Here is a 16,398-nt window from a genome sequence, read left to right as displayed (position 1 = left end):
TGAGGCTGGTGAAATTCCCAGAGCCAAACACAAACTGGAAATTACGCATATCGCGCTGTACGCGGTTTAACGCGGATTCATCGCCCGATGCATCAGAATGTTCAACATCCGTAGCGTCGCCGCGATGGCGGCGAACACCTGATTGGCATGGACGCCGCGGGTGCGCAGCTCGCCCTGCCCGGTGTCCCAGGTAATGCTGCATTCGGTCAAGGCATCGGTACGCCCGCCCCGAGGAATCCGCACCTCGTAGTTCGCCAGCGACGGAAGGCTCAGACCGCGCCGTTTTACGACCTTCGCCAGCGCACTCACGAAGGCGTCGAAGCCACCATTGCCGCTACCGACGGCGGTATAGATCTCGTCGTCCAGACGCAGCCGGATACTCGCGGTCGATTCCAGATCCAGGGTCGAGGCCACCGAACAGGCCAGCAGTTCGGCATGGTTGTAGTCTTGACTCTCCAGCACCTCGGCGATGATGAAGGGCAGATCCTCGGTGGTGATGCTCTTTTTGGAGTCGCCCAGTTCGACGATACGCTTGAGCACCTTGCGCTGATTGTCGTCCGACAATTCGATATCGAGGCGTTCCAGATTCTTGGCGAGCGATGCCTTGCCGGCCAGTTTGCCGAGTGCGTAGTTACGCCGCCGGGCGAAGCGCTCGGGCGACAGCCGGCTGTGATAGAGACTGCCCTTTTTGTCGCCATCGGCATGAATGCCAGCGGTCTGGGTGAAAACATCGGCGCCGACGATGGGGGCGTTGTCGGCGATTCGCTTGCCGGAAAAATATTCGACCAGTTCGCTGACCCGCGCCAGATGGGTCTCGTCGACCCCGATCTCGAACCCGAGTTGGTCGCGCAGATTGACCGCGACCTCGGCCAGCGAGGCATTGCCGGCGCGCTCGCCCAGACAATTGACCGTGCAGTGCACCGCCGCCGCGCCCGCCTGGGCCGCGGCGAGCACGTTGGCGGTGGCGAGTCCATAATCGTTGTGCGGATGGAAGTCGAAGTGCAGAGCGGGAAAACGCCCGACCATGTCCGAGATCGCGGCGAACACCCGCTCCGGGGTCATGACACCGAGCGTATCCGGCAGCATGAAGTGACCGATCCCGCACTCGGCGAGCCGCTCGACCAACTCGAAGACATAGGCCGGACAATCGCGGTAGCCGTTGGACCAGTCCTCCAGATAGAGGTTGACGGCCAGCCCGCGGTCCAGCGCCAGCGCGATGGTCTCGCGCACGTCGGCGACATGCCCGTCGAGCGTCTTGCCCAACTGACCGTGGCAGTGCTTTTCGCTCCCCTTGGCGAGCAGGTTGATGACCCGCCCGCCGGCGCCCTGGATCCAGTCGACGCTGATGCCGTGATCGACGAATCCCAACACCTCGACGCGCTCCGCCAGCCCGCGCTCCTCGGCCCACTGGACGATCCGCGACACCGCGTCGGCCTCGCCGGAGGACACGCGCGCCGAGGCCACCTCGATGCGGTCGACCCGCACCAGTTCCAGCAACGCCTTGGCGATATTGACCTTCTCGTCCGGCGAAAAAGACACGCCCTGAGTCTGCTCGCCGTCGCGTAGCGTCGTATCCAGAATGCGCACGTAGCGGCCAGTCTCGGTCATAACAGCGATCTCATTGAAAAACAGTGTGGACAATTAAACCGCGCCTAGCGCGGTATGCGATGTTTTTGGATTGAATCCAATGTCGGCAGCATCCACGACCGCCGGAGCTGGCGCGGTTTAAAATATTAAAAAATATAAAGTTTTAAACCGCGTCTCCACCGATGCCGATTCAGGCATCCCCGCCCGCCAAAGCGCCAAGCGTCACTTCGAGATGGCTCTTGACGGCCCCGACCGTCGCCTCCAGTTCGGCGCAACGCACCTCCTTCTCCATCAACCCCCGCAGCGACGGCGGCGCCGCCGCCTCCCGCCCGATCGCCGCAGTCACCGCCTCGTTGAACTTGGCGGGATGGGCCGTCGCGAGACAGACGACACCGTCCCGGTCGCCCGCCGCCCGCACCCCCACGGCCGTATGCGGACAGAGGATATAACCGCTGGCCGCGTGCGTGGCGCGGATCTGCTCCAGGGTCTCGGGATCGCTCACCGCCACGGCGTCGAAGTCCGAGCGGACCCGCGCCTGCCGCTCGGGCTCGATCTCCAGCCGCCCGGTCGCTTGCAGATCGGCCAGCAAGGCGCGTATCCGAGCCGTGTCGCCATCGTGCAGGAAATAGAGATAGCGCTCGAAGTTGGATGCGATCTGAATATCCATCGCCGGACTCAGAGTTTGGTATACCTCATCCCCGACGGCATAGGCGCCAGTGTGCACGAAGCGCGTCAGGATGTCGTTCCGGTTGGTGGCGATGATCAGACGATCGATCGGTAGCCCCATCCGCTTGGCGAGATAACCAGCGAAAACATCGCCGAAGTTGCCGGTGGGCACCGCGAAACTGACACGCCGCGCGGGATCGCCGCCGCTGATCCGGCCCCAGGCATAAAAGTAGTAAACCGTCTGGGCCAGGATCCGCGCCCAATTGATCGAGTTGACCGCCCCGAGACGATAGGCGGACTTGAAGGGCAGATCGTTGAACAGCGCCTTGACGATATTCTGGGCGTCGTCGAAGGTTCCGCGCACGGCGAGATTGTGCACATTGGCATCCAGCACCGTGGTCATCTGCCGTTCCTGGATCGGCGAGACCCGGCCCTTGGGGTGCAGGATGAAGATCTGGATGCGCTGCTTGCCGCGCACGCCATAAATGGCTGCCGAACCGGTATCGCCGGAGGTCGCGCCGACGATATTGAGCGAACCGCCGTCGCGAGCCAGCAGAGACTCGAACAGATTTCCGAGAAATTGCAACGCCACGTCCTTGAAGGCGGCGGTCGGTCCGTGGAAAAGTTCGAGGATCCGGACGCCGTCGGCCTCCACCACCGGCGTCACCTCGGGGTGCGAGAAGGTCGCGTAGGAGGCGTCGATCAGCGCGCGCAGATCCGCGCGCGGGATCTCCTCGCCGACAAAGGGCGTCATCACCTCCAGTGCCAGTTCCTGGAAGCGCAGCCCCGACCACGCACGCAAGGTACCGGTATCGATTTGGGGAATGTCGGCGGGCACCAGTAGCCCGCCATCGGTGGCGAGCCCCATCATGACCGCGTCCGTGAAACCGACGGGGGCGATTCCGCCCCGTGTGCTCAGATAATGCATGCTGTTCTCTGTGCTGTAATAACGATCGGGTTGTCCAGGCAGCCGTCTGGCGTTTAGCCGGCCAGAGTAAAAAACCCGGCACCGATTGGCAACCGATGTCCGCGAATGATCGAGCTAGAATCCGTTCGATTGCTCTCAAGAGACCCGCCGCGCCTTCCACGTCAATGGCCCTGATCGCGTCTCGATCATTGACAGCATACCGAAGGTGCCCAGAGAATGCCCCGAGCCGCCACACTGGCGGCCAACGCGAATGGAAGAATAATCATTAATCAGGGCGCATTGCCCGTCTCGCCGACACTTGCCGTCAAGACGCAATCGCCGCCCAATGCACACACCCATTTCCGTTCACTAAAAAAACCGATACGGAGTGACAACGCCATGACGCCCGATAAACGCTCGGACTACTGGAGGGCGAACCTACGTCTTCTCGCGGTCCTCTTGATCATCTGGTTCATCGTCTCGTTTGGGTTCGGCATCCTGCTCGTCGAACCGCTGAACGCCATCTCGCTCGGCGGCTATCCGCTTGGCTTCTGGTTCGCTCAGCAAGGTTCGATCTACATCTTCGTCGTGCTCATCTTCGTCTATGCGGCATTGATGGGTCGGCTCGACAAAAAATTCGACGTCGAAGAAGACTAAGGGAGCACACACCATGACCGAACTTGAACTCTGGAGCTACGGTGTGGTTGGCGCGACCTTCGCGCTCTACATCGGCATCGCCGTCTGGGCGCGCGCGTCAACCACCAGCGAATTTTATGTCGCCGGCGGCGGCATCCATCCGATCGCCAACGGCATGGCAACTGCGGCCGACTGGATGTCGGCGGCATCCTTTATCTCCATGGCCGGCATGATCGCCTTCGGCGGCTATGGCGGCTCGGTCTTTCTGATGGGCTGGACCGGCGGTTATGTGCTGCTCGCGCTCCTGCTGGCACCGTATCTGCGCAAATTCGGAAAATTCACGGTGCCGGAATTCATCGGCGACCGCTATTACTCGAAATCCGCGCGCGTAGTAGCCGTCATCTGTCTGATCCTCGCCTCGGTGACCTATGTCATCGGCCAGATGACGGGTGTCGGCGTGGCCTTCTCCCGCTTCCTAGGCGTCTCCTACGAGATGGGCATTCTGGTCGGCATGGGCATCGTCGCCGTCTACGCGATCCTGGGCGGCATGAAGGGCATCACCTACACCCAGATCGCGCAATATATCGTACTGATCGTCGCCTATACGGTCCCTGCCGTCTTCATCGCGCTAACCCTCACCGGTGTCGCCATCCCGCAGATCGGCCTCGGCGGAACTTACATCGGCGACGACAGCGGTCTCTCATTGCTCGCCAAGCTCGACCAGGTGGTGACCGATCTCGGTTTCAAGGAATACACCACCCAGGTCATGGGCAGTTCGCTCAACATGTTCGTCTATACCCTGTCGCTGATGATCGGTACCGCCGGACTGCCGCACGTCATCATCCGTTTCTTCACCGTCCCCAAGGTCAAGGATGCCCGTTACTCGGCGGGCTGGGCACTGGTCTTCATCGCTCTGCTCTACACCACGGCCCCCGCGGTCGGCGCCATGGCGCGTCTGAACCTGATGGATACCATCCAGATCGGCCCAGTCGGCAGCGAAACCGGCAATCTGGTCTATGACGAGCGCCCAGAGTGGTTCAAGCGCTGGGAGACCACCGGGTTGCTCAAGTTCGAGGACAAGAACAACGACGGCCGCATTCAGTACTACAACGACGCCAACCCGGACTTTGCCTCTAAGGCCGAGGAATTCGGCTGGAAAGGCAACGAGATGGTGACGGTCAACAACGACATCATGGTGCTGGCCAACCCGGAGATCGCAAATCTGCCGGCCTGGGTCATCGCGCTGGTGGTCGCCGGCGGTCTCGCCGCGGCACTCTCCACCGCGGCCGGTCTGCTGCTGGCCATCTCCTCGTCGATCTCGCACGACTTGCTCAAGGGCGTGATGATGCCGAAGATCTCGGAAAAGAGCGAACTCATGGCCGGGCGACTGGCCATGATCGGTGCCATCGTGCTGGCCGGCTATCTCGGTCTGAATCCGCCGGGATTCGCCGCCGGGACGGTCGCCATTGCCTTCGGTCTGGCGGCCTCGTCGATCTTCCCGGCGATCATGCTGGGCATTTTCTCGAAGCGGACCAATAATATCGGGGCGATCGTCGGCATGATCACCGGCGTGACGGTGACACTGCTGTATGTGTTCCAGCACAAGGGCATCTTCTTCGTCAAGGGCACCGAGTTCCTGATGCCCGAACTCGGGATGGGCGCCAACTGGTTCTTTGGCATCACGCCCGAGGCCTTTGGCGCGATCGGCGCGCTGGCGAACTTCGTGGCCGCCATCCTGGTCTCCACGCTCACCGCGCCGCCTCCGGAGCACATCCAGCATCTGGTCGAGGATGTGCGGATTCCGCGAGGCGCGGGAGTCGCGACCGGCCACTGATCCACAATCCGGCCATAGCAACCGCAAAGGCGCGACGAACATTCGCGCACTTTGCGGTTCGACAGCGATTGACAGCAGCCCCGCCCCGGCGGGGCTTTTCATTGCCTGACAGGAAGACTTGCCACATACGCCGCGCGACTTTCGGATAAGATCGCCTGAACGACCCATCCCGAAGCCGCTCGCCGCGCCGGGATTCAGTCGCTATCCAAACGAATCCATGGGGTATCGCGCGATGGACATCGAACTGATCGAGATCCAGGAGTTTCTAGCCAACCATCCTCCTTTTGATCAGCTCCCGGAGGAGACGCTCGCACGCCTGCCAAAACGGCTGTCGGTCCGTTATTTCCGTCGCGGCTCGCCGTTTCCGCCCGAGGACGCCGATCAGCCCTATCTCTATATTCTGCGCAAGGGTGCGGTGGAACTGCGCGATCCCCAGGGCGAGCTGGTCGGTAAGCTGGCCGAGGGCGATCTGTGCGACATGCAATGCCGTCAGTCCTCCCAGAATCCCAACGACCAAGGGAGTACCGCCGAGGATACCCTGGTCTATGCGCTACCCTGCACGGATCTGGCGCAACTCTGCCACGATCATCCCGCCTTTGCCGAACACTTCGAGCAATCGGTCTCGAACCGTCTGCGCAAGGCGCTGGATGTCATGGTCGATGCGCCTGCTACCGGCACCGGACTGATGACCGTGCGGGTGCGGGACATGGTCAATCGCGCCCCGATCGTCACCGCGCCCGACACCAGTATCCGCGAGGCGGCCCGGATCATGTCCGAGCATCAGGTCTCCTCGCTGATCGTCATGGACGGCGAGCGTCTGGCCGGCATGATCACCGACCGCGATCTGCGCGGGCGCTGTATCGCCGCCGGTCTGCCGACGGATCGGCCGGTGCGCGAGATCATGACCGAGAAGCTCAAAACCGTGGACATGGACACCCTGGGTTTCCAGGCGCTCATCGCCATGACCCGACTGAACGTCCACCATCTGCCGGTGCTCGACGAGGGGCGCGTGGCGGGGCTGCTGTCATCCACCGATCTGACGCGCTTCCAGAGCAGCAATTCGGTCTATCTGGTCGCGGACATTCACCGCGCCAAATCGGTCGAGGTGCTGGCGCGGATCGGCGCCAGGATCGCGGAATTGCAGGTTCATCTGATCACCGGGGGTGCCACCGCCAACCAGGTCGGACAGGCGGTGAGCGCGATCACGGACGCCATCACGCTACGTCTGATCGAGCTGGCGGAGGCCGAACTCGGCGCGCCGCCCGTGCCCTACGCCTGGCTGGTGGGCGGCTCGCAGGCACGGCGCGAGCAATCATCCCATTCGGATCAGGATAATGCGCTGCTGATCGCGGACCATGCGCGGCCCGAGGACGATGTTTATTTCGCTGCGCTCGCCAAGTTCGTCAACGATGGCCTCGACGCCTGCGGTTTCATCTATTGCCCCGGCGACGTGATGGCGTCCAATCCCAAATGGCGTCAGCCGCTGCGCATCTGGCACAAATATTTCGCGAACTGGATCGTCAAGCCGGAGCCCATGGCTCTGATGCTCTCCAGCGTCTTTTTCGATCTGCGCCCGCTACACGATCCGGAAAATCTCTATGCCGAATTGCAGGAGCGCATGCTGGAAAAGACCAGGTCAAACCGGATCTTTATCGCTTATCTCACCGCGAACGCGGTGAAAAACCGTCCGCCGTTGGGCTTTTTCCGCAATATCGTGCTGATCCATGGCGGCGACCATAATCATACCTTCGACATCAAACACCGCGGCACGGTCCCCATCATCGATCTGGCGCGGGTTTATGCGCTGTCCGCCGGCATTCCCGAGATCAATACCATCGAGCGCCTGCAGGCCGCCGCCGAGTGCGGCGCGCTGAGCAAGGATGGGTCGGCGAACCTGATCGATGCGCTCGAATTCATCGGCACCCTGCGCATGCGCCATCAGGCGCGTCAACTGCGCAACGGGCAGAAGGCCGACAATTTCGTGTCGCCGGACGATCTGTCGCCGCTGGAACGGGGGCACCTCAAGGAGGCGTTTCTGTTGATCAACACCATGCAGGAATCGCTGGGGCAGCGTCATCAGGCCGGCCGCTTCGCCTGAACGCCGCCGCGGGAATCCGACATGCTTTCATTGCTCGACTGGCAGCGCCGCTGGCGCCTGCGCCGCGCGCCGCCAGGCCCCTTGCGCGACTATCTGCAACAGCCCTTCGCGCATCCGCGAACGGATTATCGCGAACTGGAATATCTGGCCATCGATCTGGAGACGACCGGACTCGACAGTCGCCGCGACCTGATCCTGAGCGTCGGCTATGTCGTCGTGCGCGGGGTCCGGATCGACCTGTCCACCGCCCGGCACCAGGTGGTGCGCATCGACCGTTCCATTCCGGAGGCGAGCGCGGTCATCCATCAGATCACCGACGACCAGTCGGCCGATGGCTGCGAACTCGTCGACGCGATCGCGGAACTGCTGCCGGCGCTGGCGGGCAGGATCATGATCGCCCATCATGCCAGCATCGAGCAGAGCTTTATCTCCAATGCCTGCAAACACGCTTGGGGGCAAGGGCTGCCGATGCGGATCGTCGACACCCAGGCGCTGGCCCTGCGCACCTTCGAGCGGCGGCAGATCCCCTTCAAGGTCTCCGATCTCCGTCTGCATGCGCTCGGCAATCGCTACAATCTTCCCCGCTACGGCGCCCACAACGCCTTGAGCGACGCGCTGGCCGCCGCCGAGCTGTTTCTGGCCCAGGCAGCCTATCGGGACGATGGTCGGGGCCTGCCGCTCGCCGATTTCCTGTGTTGAACTCCTAGATACTGATAGTGCGACAGTTTAGTATTGTCGGCCAACGCGAGTACAGCGGCGCCTGCTTGTGGGCAAACGTCCCGCGTCGTCAGGATTTCCAGACCTGACGGGACAGGCCAGGATGGCACTTCTTAGGCAAAGAGCAAGCTTCGTCAGCAAGAGTTAAGCGCAACGGTACTCGCCGGTCATCGGCTTCGAGGATGCCTGGTATGGTATCCACTGACCCCGATCAACACGCAACCCAGAACCGAGGAGACGACACCTATGTCGGAAGAAAAGGTCTATGCAGTGCCTGCGGAAATCGCCGCGAAAGCCCATGTCAACGCCGAGCAGTACGCCGTCATGTACCAACGCTCGGTCGAGGATCCGGCGGGCTTCTGGGCCGAGCAGGCCGAGCAATTCCTGACCTGGTCCAAGCCCTGGGACTCGGTGATGGACTACAGCTTCAAGGCAGACGATCTGCATATCAAGTGGTTCCAGGGCGGCAAGCTCAATGTGTCCTACAACTGTCTGGACCGCCATCTGGCCACACGTGGCGATCAGGTCGCGATCATCTGGGAGAGCGACAACCCCAACGAGGATCGCAAACTGACCTACCGCGAACTGCACGCGGAAGTCTGCAAACTGGCCAATGTCTTCAAGTCGCGCGGCGTCCAGAAGGGCGACCGCGTCTGCATCTACATGCCGATGATCCCCGAGGCCGCAGTCGCCATGCTGGCCTGTACCCGCATCGGCGCGGTGCATTCGATCGTCTTCGGCGGCTTCTCGCCCGACTCGCTGCGCGACCGCGTACTCGACTCCGAGTGCAAGCTGGTCATCACCTCCGACGAGAGCGTGCGCGGCGGACGCCACGTCCCGCTGAAGAAGAACGCCGACACGGCGATGCTGGAATGCCCGAACGTCGAGACCGTGGTCGTGGTGCGGCGCACCGGCGGCAAGGTCGAATGGACCGAGGGCCGCGACATCTGGTACCACGAGGCCATCGCCGCCGCGTCCGCCGAGTGCGTGCCCGAGGAGATGGACGCGGAAGACCCGCTGTTCATCCTCTATACCTCCGGCTCCACCGGCAAGCCCAAGGGCGTGCTGCACACCACCGGCGGCTATCTGGTCTATGCCGCCATGACTCACAAGATCACCTTCGACTATCAGGAAGGCGAGGTCTACTGGTGCACCGCCGACGTCGGCTGGGTCACCGGACACACCTATATCGTCTATGGTCCGCTGGCCAATGGCGCCACCTCGCTGATGTTCGAGGGCATCCCGAACTACCCGGACATGTCGCGTTTCTGGGAGGTCATCGATAAACACAATGTCGCCATCTTCTACACCGCGCCCACCGCCATCCGCTCGCTGATGCGCGCCGGCGAGGAGCCGGTCAAGAAGACCTCGCGTAAGTCGCTGCGGGTGCTGGGCTCGGTCGGCGAGCCGATCAATCCGGAAGCCTGGGAGTGGTACTACCGCATCGTCGGCGACGAGCGTTGCCCGATCGTCGATACCTGGTGGCAGACCGAAACCGGCGGCCATCTCATCACCCCGCTGCCAGGTGCCACGGCGCTCAAGCCCGGCTCGGCCACGCGCCCCTTCTTTGGCGTGGTTCCGGCGCTGGTCGACCCGGCGGAAGGCACACTGATCGAGGGGCCTGGCGAGGGCGCGCTGGTGCTGTCGCGTCCCTGGCCGGCGATGATGCGCACGCTCTATGGCGATCACGCGCGCTTTGCCGACACCTATTTCAGACAGTATCCAGGCTATTACTTCACGGGCGACGGCGCACGCCGTGACGCGGACGGCTATTACTGGATCACCGGACGTATCGACGACGTGCTGAACGTCTCGGGTCATCGTCTCGGCACCGCCGAGATCGAATCGGCGCTGGTACTGCATCCGCATGTCGCCGAGGCCGCCGTGGTTGGCTATCCGCACGACCTCAAGGGTCAGGGCATCTATGCCTATGTCACCCCGATGGCCGGTGTCGAACCGACCGACGAGCTGAAAAAGGAGTTGGTCGCCATGGTACGCGGCGAGATCGGTCCGATCGCCATCGTCGACATCATCCAGTGGGCGCCCAGCCTGCCCAAGACCCGCTCGGGCAAGATCATGCGCCGGATTCTGCGCAAGATCGCCGCCAACGAGATCGACTCGCTGGGCGACACCTCGACCCTCGCGGATCCGACCGTGGTCAACGACCTGATCGAGAATCGCGCCAACCAGTAAGACCGTCCATGCGTCAGCGATGCGCTCCCCGAAAACTCGGAGAGCGCATCGCTGTCTTGAGTGCAATCGCCATCGAATCCATATCACTGAGTAAGGAGCGCCAACGCCGGCGCACGATTTCCTCGCCGGTATCGATTGAGGGTCGTTTTTTGTCTTCATGCAAACATCAGGAAGCACGGATGCCGCACAGGAGTTCGCGACCGCACCCGGTATGCGTACAACGCGCGCCGGGGGTCTTCCTCTTTTTTTAGATCACCGAGGTTTAGTTTGAGTTCTCATTTTCGAGTTGGGGTGTTCGTCGACGCCGAAAACGTTCGTTACAACGGCGGCTATCAGATGCGTTATGACGTGCTGCGCCGCTTCGCGGCCCGTGAGGGCGGCATTCTGCAGCGACTGAACACCTATATGGCCTTCGATGCCGAGCGCGCGCGCGAGGATATCGACTATCGCAAGAAGGCGCAGACCTACCAGCAGATGGTCCGCGATTTCGGCTGGAAGATCACCGTCAAGCTGGTGCGTCGCTATACCGACGAGGCCGGCAATGTCACCACCAAGGCGAACGCCGATCTGGATATGGCCGTGGATGCCATGCTGCAGGCGCAAAAACTTGATCAGGTGCTGCTGGTGACAGGCGACGGCGACTTTCTGCAGGTCGTCGAGGCGCTTCAGAATACCGGCTGCCGGGTCGAGTTGATGGGCTTCAAGAACGTCTCGCGCCAGCTCCAGCAGCAGGTGGATGCCTATTACTCCGGTTTCCTGATCCCCGACCTGCTCCCCGTCTCCTACGAACCCCGCAACGAATGGGGCAAGCCGGGATCCTGCGTGCGTGGGGTCTGTACCAAATGGTTCGCCGACAAGGGCTATGGGTTTCTGCGCATCATGACGGTCATTTCGCCGAATCTCTGGATCACGGACCCGCGCGAATCGGATTCGCCTTATGCCAGCGTCTTCTGTCATGCCAACGAGCTTGCCGAGGATGTCAATGAAGACCTGCTCGCGAATCGGGAGACCGTGCTCGAATTCTATGTCAACGAGAGCGACCAGAAAGACAATGGACTGGTCGCGAATAACGTCAGACTCGCGTTCACGGTGAATCGGTAAACGGAACCGCCCCATGTCAAAGGATCAAGCCACGATCAAACCCTCGGGACTGGCCTGGCGACTGGTCAAGGATCATCTGCTGACCGAACAGCAGATGATGACCGCCTATGAGGAATCGACCCGTCAGGGACGCGCCTTCGTGCGCCATCTGATCGAACAGAAGCTGCTGGACAGCCGGCGCATCGCGGTGGCTGCCTCGCATGAGTTCGGCGTCCCGCTGCTCGATCTCGGCGCCTTTGACCTCGCCTGTCTTCCCCTGAATCTGGTCGACGAACGGCTGATCCGCAAGCATCGCGCACTGCCGCTGCTGCGCCGGGGCAACCGTCTTTTCCTTGCGCTCTCCGACCCCACCAACGACCAGGCGCTGGAGGAAATCCGTTTCAATACTGGACTCTCGACCAGCGCGATCCTGGTGGAAGAGGATCGGCTCAACGTAGCCATCGAAACCGCGATCGCCGCGCAAGACACCACGACCATCAGCGAATTCGTCGATGGGGATCTGGAAAAGCTCGACATCGCGCCGGAGGATGACGAGCAGCGCGACGAATCCGAAGCCAACATCGACGACGCGCCCATCGTGCGTTATGTCAACAAAATCCTCGTGGACGCCATCACGGCCGGTGCCTCCGATATTCATTTCGAGCCCTTCGAGAAATTTTTCCGGATCCGCTTCCGGCAGGATGGCATGCTGCGCGAGGTCGCCAGCCCTCCGCTAAATACCGCCGGACGTCTGACCGCGCGTCTCAAGGTCATGTCGCGCATGAACATCGCCGAACGGCGCGTGCCCCAGGATGGGCGCATCCGGCTGAAGTTGAGCCGTTCGCGCGACATCGATTTCCGTGTCAATACGCTGCCGACGCTCTATGGCGAAAAGGTCGTACTGCGGATCCTGGATTCCTCCTCGGCGCAGGTCGGCATCGAGGCGCTCGGCTTCGAACCCGAACAACGTGAGGCATTTCTCGGCGCGATCAAGAAACCCTATGGCATGATCCTGGTGACTGGCCCCACCGGGTCCGGCAAGACGGTCTCGCTCTATACGGCGCTCAATCTCTTGAATCAGCCCGAAATCAACATCTCCACCGTCGAGGATCCGGTCGAAATCCAGGTGGCCGGCATCAATCAGGTCAACCTGAATCCCAAGACCGGGCTCACCTTCGCGTCCGCCCTGCGCGCCTTTCTGCGCCAAGATCCGGATATCCTCATGGTCGGCGAGATCCGCGACCTGGAAACCGCCGAGATCGCGGTGAAGGCCGCACAGACCGGACATCTGGTGCTCTCCACCCTGCATACCAACGACGCGCCGCAAACCCTGACCCGTCTGGCCAACATGGGGATCCCGCCCTTCAACATCGCCTCCTCGGTGCTGTTGATCATGGCCCAGCGGCTCGCCCGGCGGCTCTGCGTCCATTGTCGGAAGAAACTCGATCTACCGCGCGAGGCGCTGCGCGAAGAGGGGTTCTCCAATGAAGAAATCGACACCGGACTGACCATTTACGGCCCGGTCGGTTGCGAGAAATGCAACAAAGGTTATAAAGGACGGGTTGGGATCTTTCAGGTCATGAAGGTGACGGATGCCATCACCCGCTTGATCCTACAGGGCGGCGACGCCATGCAACTGGCCGATCAGGCACAACGCGAGGGGGTTTCGGATCTGCGCCAGTCCGGTCTGCGCAAGGTCAAGGCCGGACTGATCGGCCTGGAAGAGCTCAATCGGGTCACCAAGGATTAATTCACCGCGGAGTTAGCACCATGGCACTGGCAGTCGCAAGCAAGGTCAAACCGAAACCCAAGGCCGAGGCCGAAAAAGCCCGTGTCTTTGCCTGGGAGGGCATGGATCGGCGCGGAGCCAAGGTCAAGGGCGAGACTCGCGCGGCCAATATCAATCTGGTGCGGGCCGATCTGCGCCGCCAGGGCGTGAACCCGACCAAGGTCAAGATGAAGCCCAAGCCGCTGCTGGGCGGCGGCAAGAAAAAGATCACCAGCGCGGATCTTTCGATCTTCACCCGCCAGTTGGCCACTATGATGGGCGCGGGCGTCCCCTTGGTGCAGGCCTTCGATATCGTTGGACGCGGCCACGAAAACCCCTCGATGCAGGATCTGATCCTGTCCATCAAGGCGGACATCGAGAGCGGCACAGCGATGGCGCTGGCCCTGGGCAAGCATCCGCTCTACTTCGACGATCTGGTTTGCAACCTGGTCGCCGCTGGCGAGCAGGCCGGTATCCTCGACAATCTGCTCGACAAGATCGCGGTCTATAAGGAAAAGACAGAGTCCATCAAGGGCAAGATCAAGAAGGCCATGTTCTACCCGACCGCCGTCATCGGGGTGGCCGTGATCGTGACCGTGGTTATCCTGCTGTTTGTCATCCCGCAGTTCAAGGAACTCTTTTCCAGTTTCGGCGCGGATTTGCCCGCATTCACCCTGATGGTCATCGGACTCTCCGATCTCCTCAAGGAATGGTGGTGGGCCTTCTTCATGGGCATCGGCGGCTTCATCTACAGCTTCGGCTATGCCTACAAGCGCTCGCGGGGAATGCGCGAGGCGATCGATCGCATCGTCCTGAAGATCCCAATCATCGGCACCATCCTGAACAAGGCCGCCATCGCCCGTTTCGCGCGCACCCTCTCCACCATGTTCGCCGCGGGCGTACCGCTGGTGGAGGCGCTCCAGTCGGTCTCGGGCGCGACCGGCAACATCGTCTATCAGGATGCCGTTCTGAAGATGCGCGAGGAGGTCGCCACCGGCCAATCGCTGCAGTTGGCCATGCGTCAGCGCGACCTCTTCCCCCACATGGTGATCCAGATGACCGCCATCGGCGAGGAATCGGGCGCGCTCGACTCGATGCTGGCCAAGGTGGCCGATTTCTACGAGGAACAGGTGGATAACGCGGTGGACAGCCTGAGCAGCCTGCTCGAACCCATGATCATGGTCGTCATCGGCGGTCTGGTCGGCAGTTTGGTCGTTGCCATGTATCTGCCCATCTTCAAACTCGCGTCGGTGGTCTGAGCGCCATGTCCGCATTCGCCTGGATCGAACTACTCGAACAGAACCCCGCGCTGCTCGCCGTCGTGGCCATCCTGTTCGGCCTGATTATCGGCAGTTTCCTGAACGTCGTGATCCTGCGTCTGCCCAGGATGATGGAGGAGGAATGGGCGCGCGACTGCGCCGAACTTGCCGCAGACCGCGCTGCTGCCAACGCGACTGTGCCGGAACCGTCCACGCCCCGGCTGTCGCTGTCCGCGCCGCCCTCCACCTGCCCGGCCTGCGGGCACCGCATTCGCGCCCATGAGAACATCCCGATCCTGAGCTATCTGCTTCTGCGCGGGCGCTGTTCGTCCTGCGGCGTCGGCATCAGTCCGCGCTATCCCATCATTGAGGGCTTCACGGCCCTGCTGACGCTGGCCGTCGTGATGCAATTCGGCCTGACCTGGCAAACGCCGCCGGCCCTGCTGTTGACCTGGGCGCTGATCGCCCTGGCACTCATCGACTACGACACTCAGCTTCTGCCCGACAGCATCGTCCTACCCCTGGTCTGGCTGGGCCTGATCCTGAGCCTGTTCGGACTCTTCGCCGACAGCCAGGCCGCCATCGTGGGCGCGGTGGCCGGGTATCTGAGCCTGTGGAGCGTCTTTCAACTCTTCCGGCTCGCCACTGGCAAGGAGGGCATGGGCTACGGCGACTTCAAGCTGCTGGCGCTCTTTGGTGCCTGGCTCGGCTGGCAGTTCCTGCCGCAGGTCATCCTGCTCTCCGCCCTGACCGGCGCGCTCTTCGGCGTGATCCTGATCGCCGTCGGGCGCCACCACAGGGATAAACCCATGCCCTTCGGCCCTTTTCTAGCCGCGGCGGGCTGGATCAGCCTGATCTGGGGAGACGCGATCAATCAGGCGTATCTGCGAATCAGCGGACTTGGATAGCGGCACATGTCCGCTCCAACCTTGATTGATTCATGCGCCCCCGAGCCGATACACCAATGCGACGGAAGGTGCCGGAGGCGGTTTCGATGTTCACCGTCGCACTGACCGGCGGCATCGGCAGCGGAAAATCCACCGTGGCCGATCAACTCGGCGCGCTCGGCGCGGGCGTCATCGACACCGACCTCCTGTCGCGCGAGCTGACCGCCGCCGGTCATCCGGTGCTGGAACGCATCGCGGCCGTGTTCGGAGATTCGATCCTGCGATCCGACAGTTCGCTCGACCGCGCCGCCTTACGCGAACGGGTCTTTCGCGCGCCCGCCGAGCGTGCCCGACTGGAGTCCATCCTGCATCCGGCCATCAAGCACCTGATGCTGGAACGGCTCGCGACACTCGACGCGCCTTACGCGGTGCTCGTCATCCCACTGCTGTTCGAGACCGGCCAGCACACCCTCGCCGACCGTGTCCTGGTCGTCGATGTCCCCGAACACGTTCAGATCGAGCGCGTCAAACGCCGCAGCAATCTTACCGAGGACGAGATCCTGCGGATCGTCGCCAGCCAGTGTCCCCGCCAGGAACGCAACGCCCGCGCCGACGACATCCTCGACAACCGCGGCGACCCAACCGCGCTGTCCTCCCAAGTCAGGCATCTCCATCGCCGCTATCTCCAACTCGCCAAATCAAAATAATTGCTTTATTGGCGCTTCCGTTTTATGGTCCAAAACACGCGACAGAATCAACGTCGCGT

At 62.1% G+C, this 16,398-nt stretch carries 12 protein-coding genes; 10 read left to right on the top strand and 2 right to left on the bottom strand.

Features of this window, described 5'->3' with window-relative positions; all coding sequences use genetic code 11:
- Positions 1–66 precede the first annotated feature (66 nt).
- Both THIVI_RS01215 and thrC read right to left on the bottom strand, forming a co-directional pair.
- Complete coding sequence (locus THIVI_RS01215; RefSeq protein WP_014776827.1) at positions 67–1,608, bottom strand: alpha-isopropylmalate synthase regulatory domain-containing protein; 1,542 nt, start codon at positions 1,606–1,608, stop codon at positions 67–69.
- A gap of 169 nt (positions 1,609–1,777) precedes the next feature.
- On the bottom strand, positions 1,778–3,181 hold the full coding sequence (gene thrC, locus THIVI_RS01210) for a threonine synthase (protein WP_014776826.1): 1,404 nt from the start codon (positions 3,179–3,181) through the stop codon (positions 1,778–1,780).
- A gap of 378 nt (positions 3,182–3,559) precedes the next feature.
- On the opposite strand from thrC, the gene THIVI_RS01205 reads away from it, so the two are divergent.
- The 10 genes from THIVI_RS01205 (at position 3,560) to coaE (ending at position 16,339) form a co-directional block, all read left to right on the top strand.
- Positions 3,560–3,817 (top strand): DUF4212 domain-containing protein, encoded by a 258-nt coding sequence (locus THIVI_RS01205; protein ID WP_014776825.1) that lies wholly within the window; start codon positions 3,560–3,562, stop codon positions 3,815–3,817.
- Positions 3,818–3,830: 13 nt separating this feature from the next.
- On the top strand, positions 3,831–5,630 hold the full coding sequence (locus tag THIVI_RS01200; RefSeq protein ID WP_014776824.1) for a sodium:solute symporter family protein: 1,800 nt from the start codon (positions 3,831–3,833) through the stop codon (positions 5,628–5,630).
- 232 nt (positions 5,631–5,862) lie between these two features.
- Positions 5,863–7,728 (top strand): DUF294 nucleotidyltransferase-like domain-containing protein, encoded by a 1,866-nt coding sequence (locus THIVI_RS01195; RefSeq protein ID WP_041447197.1) that lies wholly within the window; start codon positions 5,863–5,865, stop codon positions 7,726–7,728.
- A 21-nt stretch (positions 7,729–7,749) separates the two neighbouring features.
- On the top strand, positions 7,750–8,427 hold the full coding sequence (locus THIVI_RS01190) for an exonuclease domain-containing protein (protein ID WP_014776822.1): 678 nt from the start codon (positions 7,750–7,752) through the stop codon (positions 8,425–8,427).
- Positions 8,428–8,691: 264 nt separating this feature from the next.
- On the top strand, positions 8,692–10,638 hold the full coding sequence (gene acs / locus THIVI_RS01185; RefSeq protein WP_014776821.1) for an acetate--CoA ligase: 1,947 nt from the start codon (positions 8,692–8,694) through the stop codon (positions 10,636–10,638).
- Between the two features lie 267 nt (positions 10,639–10,905).
- The gene (locus tag THIVI_RS01180; protein WP_014776820.1) at positions 10,906–11,739 is read left to right on the top strand and encodes a LabA-like NYN domain-containing protein; all 834 of its coding nucleotides are present in this window, start codon (positions 10,906–10,908) and stop codon (positions 11,737–11,739) included.
- A gap of 13 nt (positions 11,740–11,752) precedes the next feature.
- Positions 11,753–13,468: a type IV-A pilus assembly ATPase PilB gene (gene pilB, locus THIVI_RS01175; protein WP_014776819.1), complete on the top strand. Its 1,716-nt coding sequence runs from the start codon at positions 11,753–11,755 to the stop codon at positions 13,466–13,468.
- Positions 13,469–13,488: 20 nt separating this feature from the next.
- On the top strand, positions 13,489–14,745 hold the full coding sequence (locus THIVI_RS01170; RefSeq protein WP_014776818.1) for a type II secretion system F family protein: 1,257 nt from the start codon (positions 13,489–13,491) through the stop codon (positions 14,743–14,745).
- A 5-nt stretch (positions 14,746–14,750) separates the two neighbouring features.
- Positions 14,751–15,653 (top strand): prepilin peptidase, encoded by a 903-nt coding sequence (locus THIVI_RS01165; RefSeq protein ID WP_014776817.1) that lies wholly within the window; start codon positions 14,751–14,753, stop codon positions 15,651–15,653.
- An 86-nt stretch (positions 15,654–15,739) separates the two neighbouring features.
- Positions 15,740–16,339 (top strand): dephospho-CoA kinase, encoded by a 600-nt coding sequence (coaE, locus tag THIVI_RS01160; RefSeq protein ID WP_014776816.1) that lies wholly within the window; start codon positions 15,740–15,742, stop codon positions 16,337–16,339.
- Positions 16,340–16,398 lie beyond the last annotated feature (59 nt).

It is taken from the genome of Thiocystis violascens DSM 198 (assembly GCF_000227745.2).
In the GTDB taxonomy this organism is placed as follows: Bacteria; Pseudomonadota; Gammaproteobacteria; order Chromatiales; family Chromatiaceae; genus Chromatium; species Chromatium violascens.
Note: the sequence above shows the minus strand (reverse complement) of the source record. Positions and strands in the feature narration are given on the sequence as shown.

Excerpts from the sequence above, each read along its gene's own strand:
- THIVI_RS01215 (WP_014776827.1), bottom strand. The coding sequence starts at position 1,608 with ATGACCGAGACTGGCCGCTACGTGCGCATTCTGGATACGACGCTACGC.
- thrC (WP_014776826.1), bottom strand. The coding sequence starts at position 3,181 with ATGCATTATCTGAGCACACGGGGCGGAATCGCCCCCGTCGGTTTCACG.
- THIVI_RS01205 (WP_014776825.1), top strand. The coding sequence starts at position 3,560 with ATGACGCCCGATAAACGCTCGGACTACTGGAGGGCGAACCTACGTCTT.
- THIVI_RS01200 (WP_014776824.1), top strand. The coding sequence starts at position 3,831 with ATGACCGAACTTGAACTCTGGAGCTACGGTGTGGTTGGCGCGACCTTC.
- THIVI_RS01195 (WP_041447197.1), top strand. The coding sequence starts at position 5,863 with ATGGACATCGAACTGATCGAGATCCAGGAGTTTCTAGCCAACCATCCT.
- THIVI_RS01190 (WP_014776822.1), top strand. The coding sequence starts at position 7,750 with ATGCTTTCATTGCTCGACTGGCAGCGCCGCTGGCGCCTGCGCCGCGCG.
- acs (WP_014776821.1), top strand. The coding sequence starts at position 8,692 with ATGTCGGAAGAAAAGGTCTATGCAGTGCCTGCGGAAATCGCCGCGAAA.
- pilB (WP_014776819.1), top strand. The coding sequence starts at position 11,753 with ATGTCAAAGGATCAAGCCACGATCAAACCCTCGGGACTGGCCTGGCGA.
- THIVI_RS01170 (WP_014776818.1), top strand. The coding sequence starts at position 13,489 with ATGGCACTGGCAGTCGCAAGCAAGGTCAAACCGAAACCCAAGGCCGAG.
- THIVI_RS01165 (WP_014776817.1), top strand. The coding sequence starts at position 14,751 with ATGTCCGCATTCGCCTGGATCGAACTACTCGAACAGAACCCCGCGCTG.
- coaE (WP_014776816.1), top strand. The coding sequence starts at position 15,740 with ATGTTCACCGTCGCACTGACCGGCGGCATCGGCAGCGGAAAATCCACC.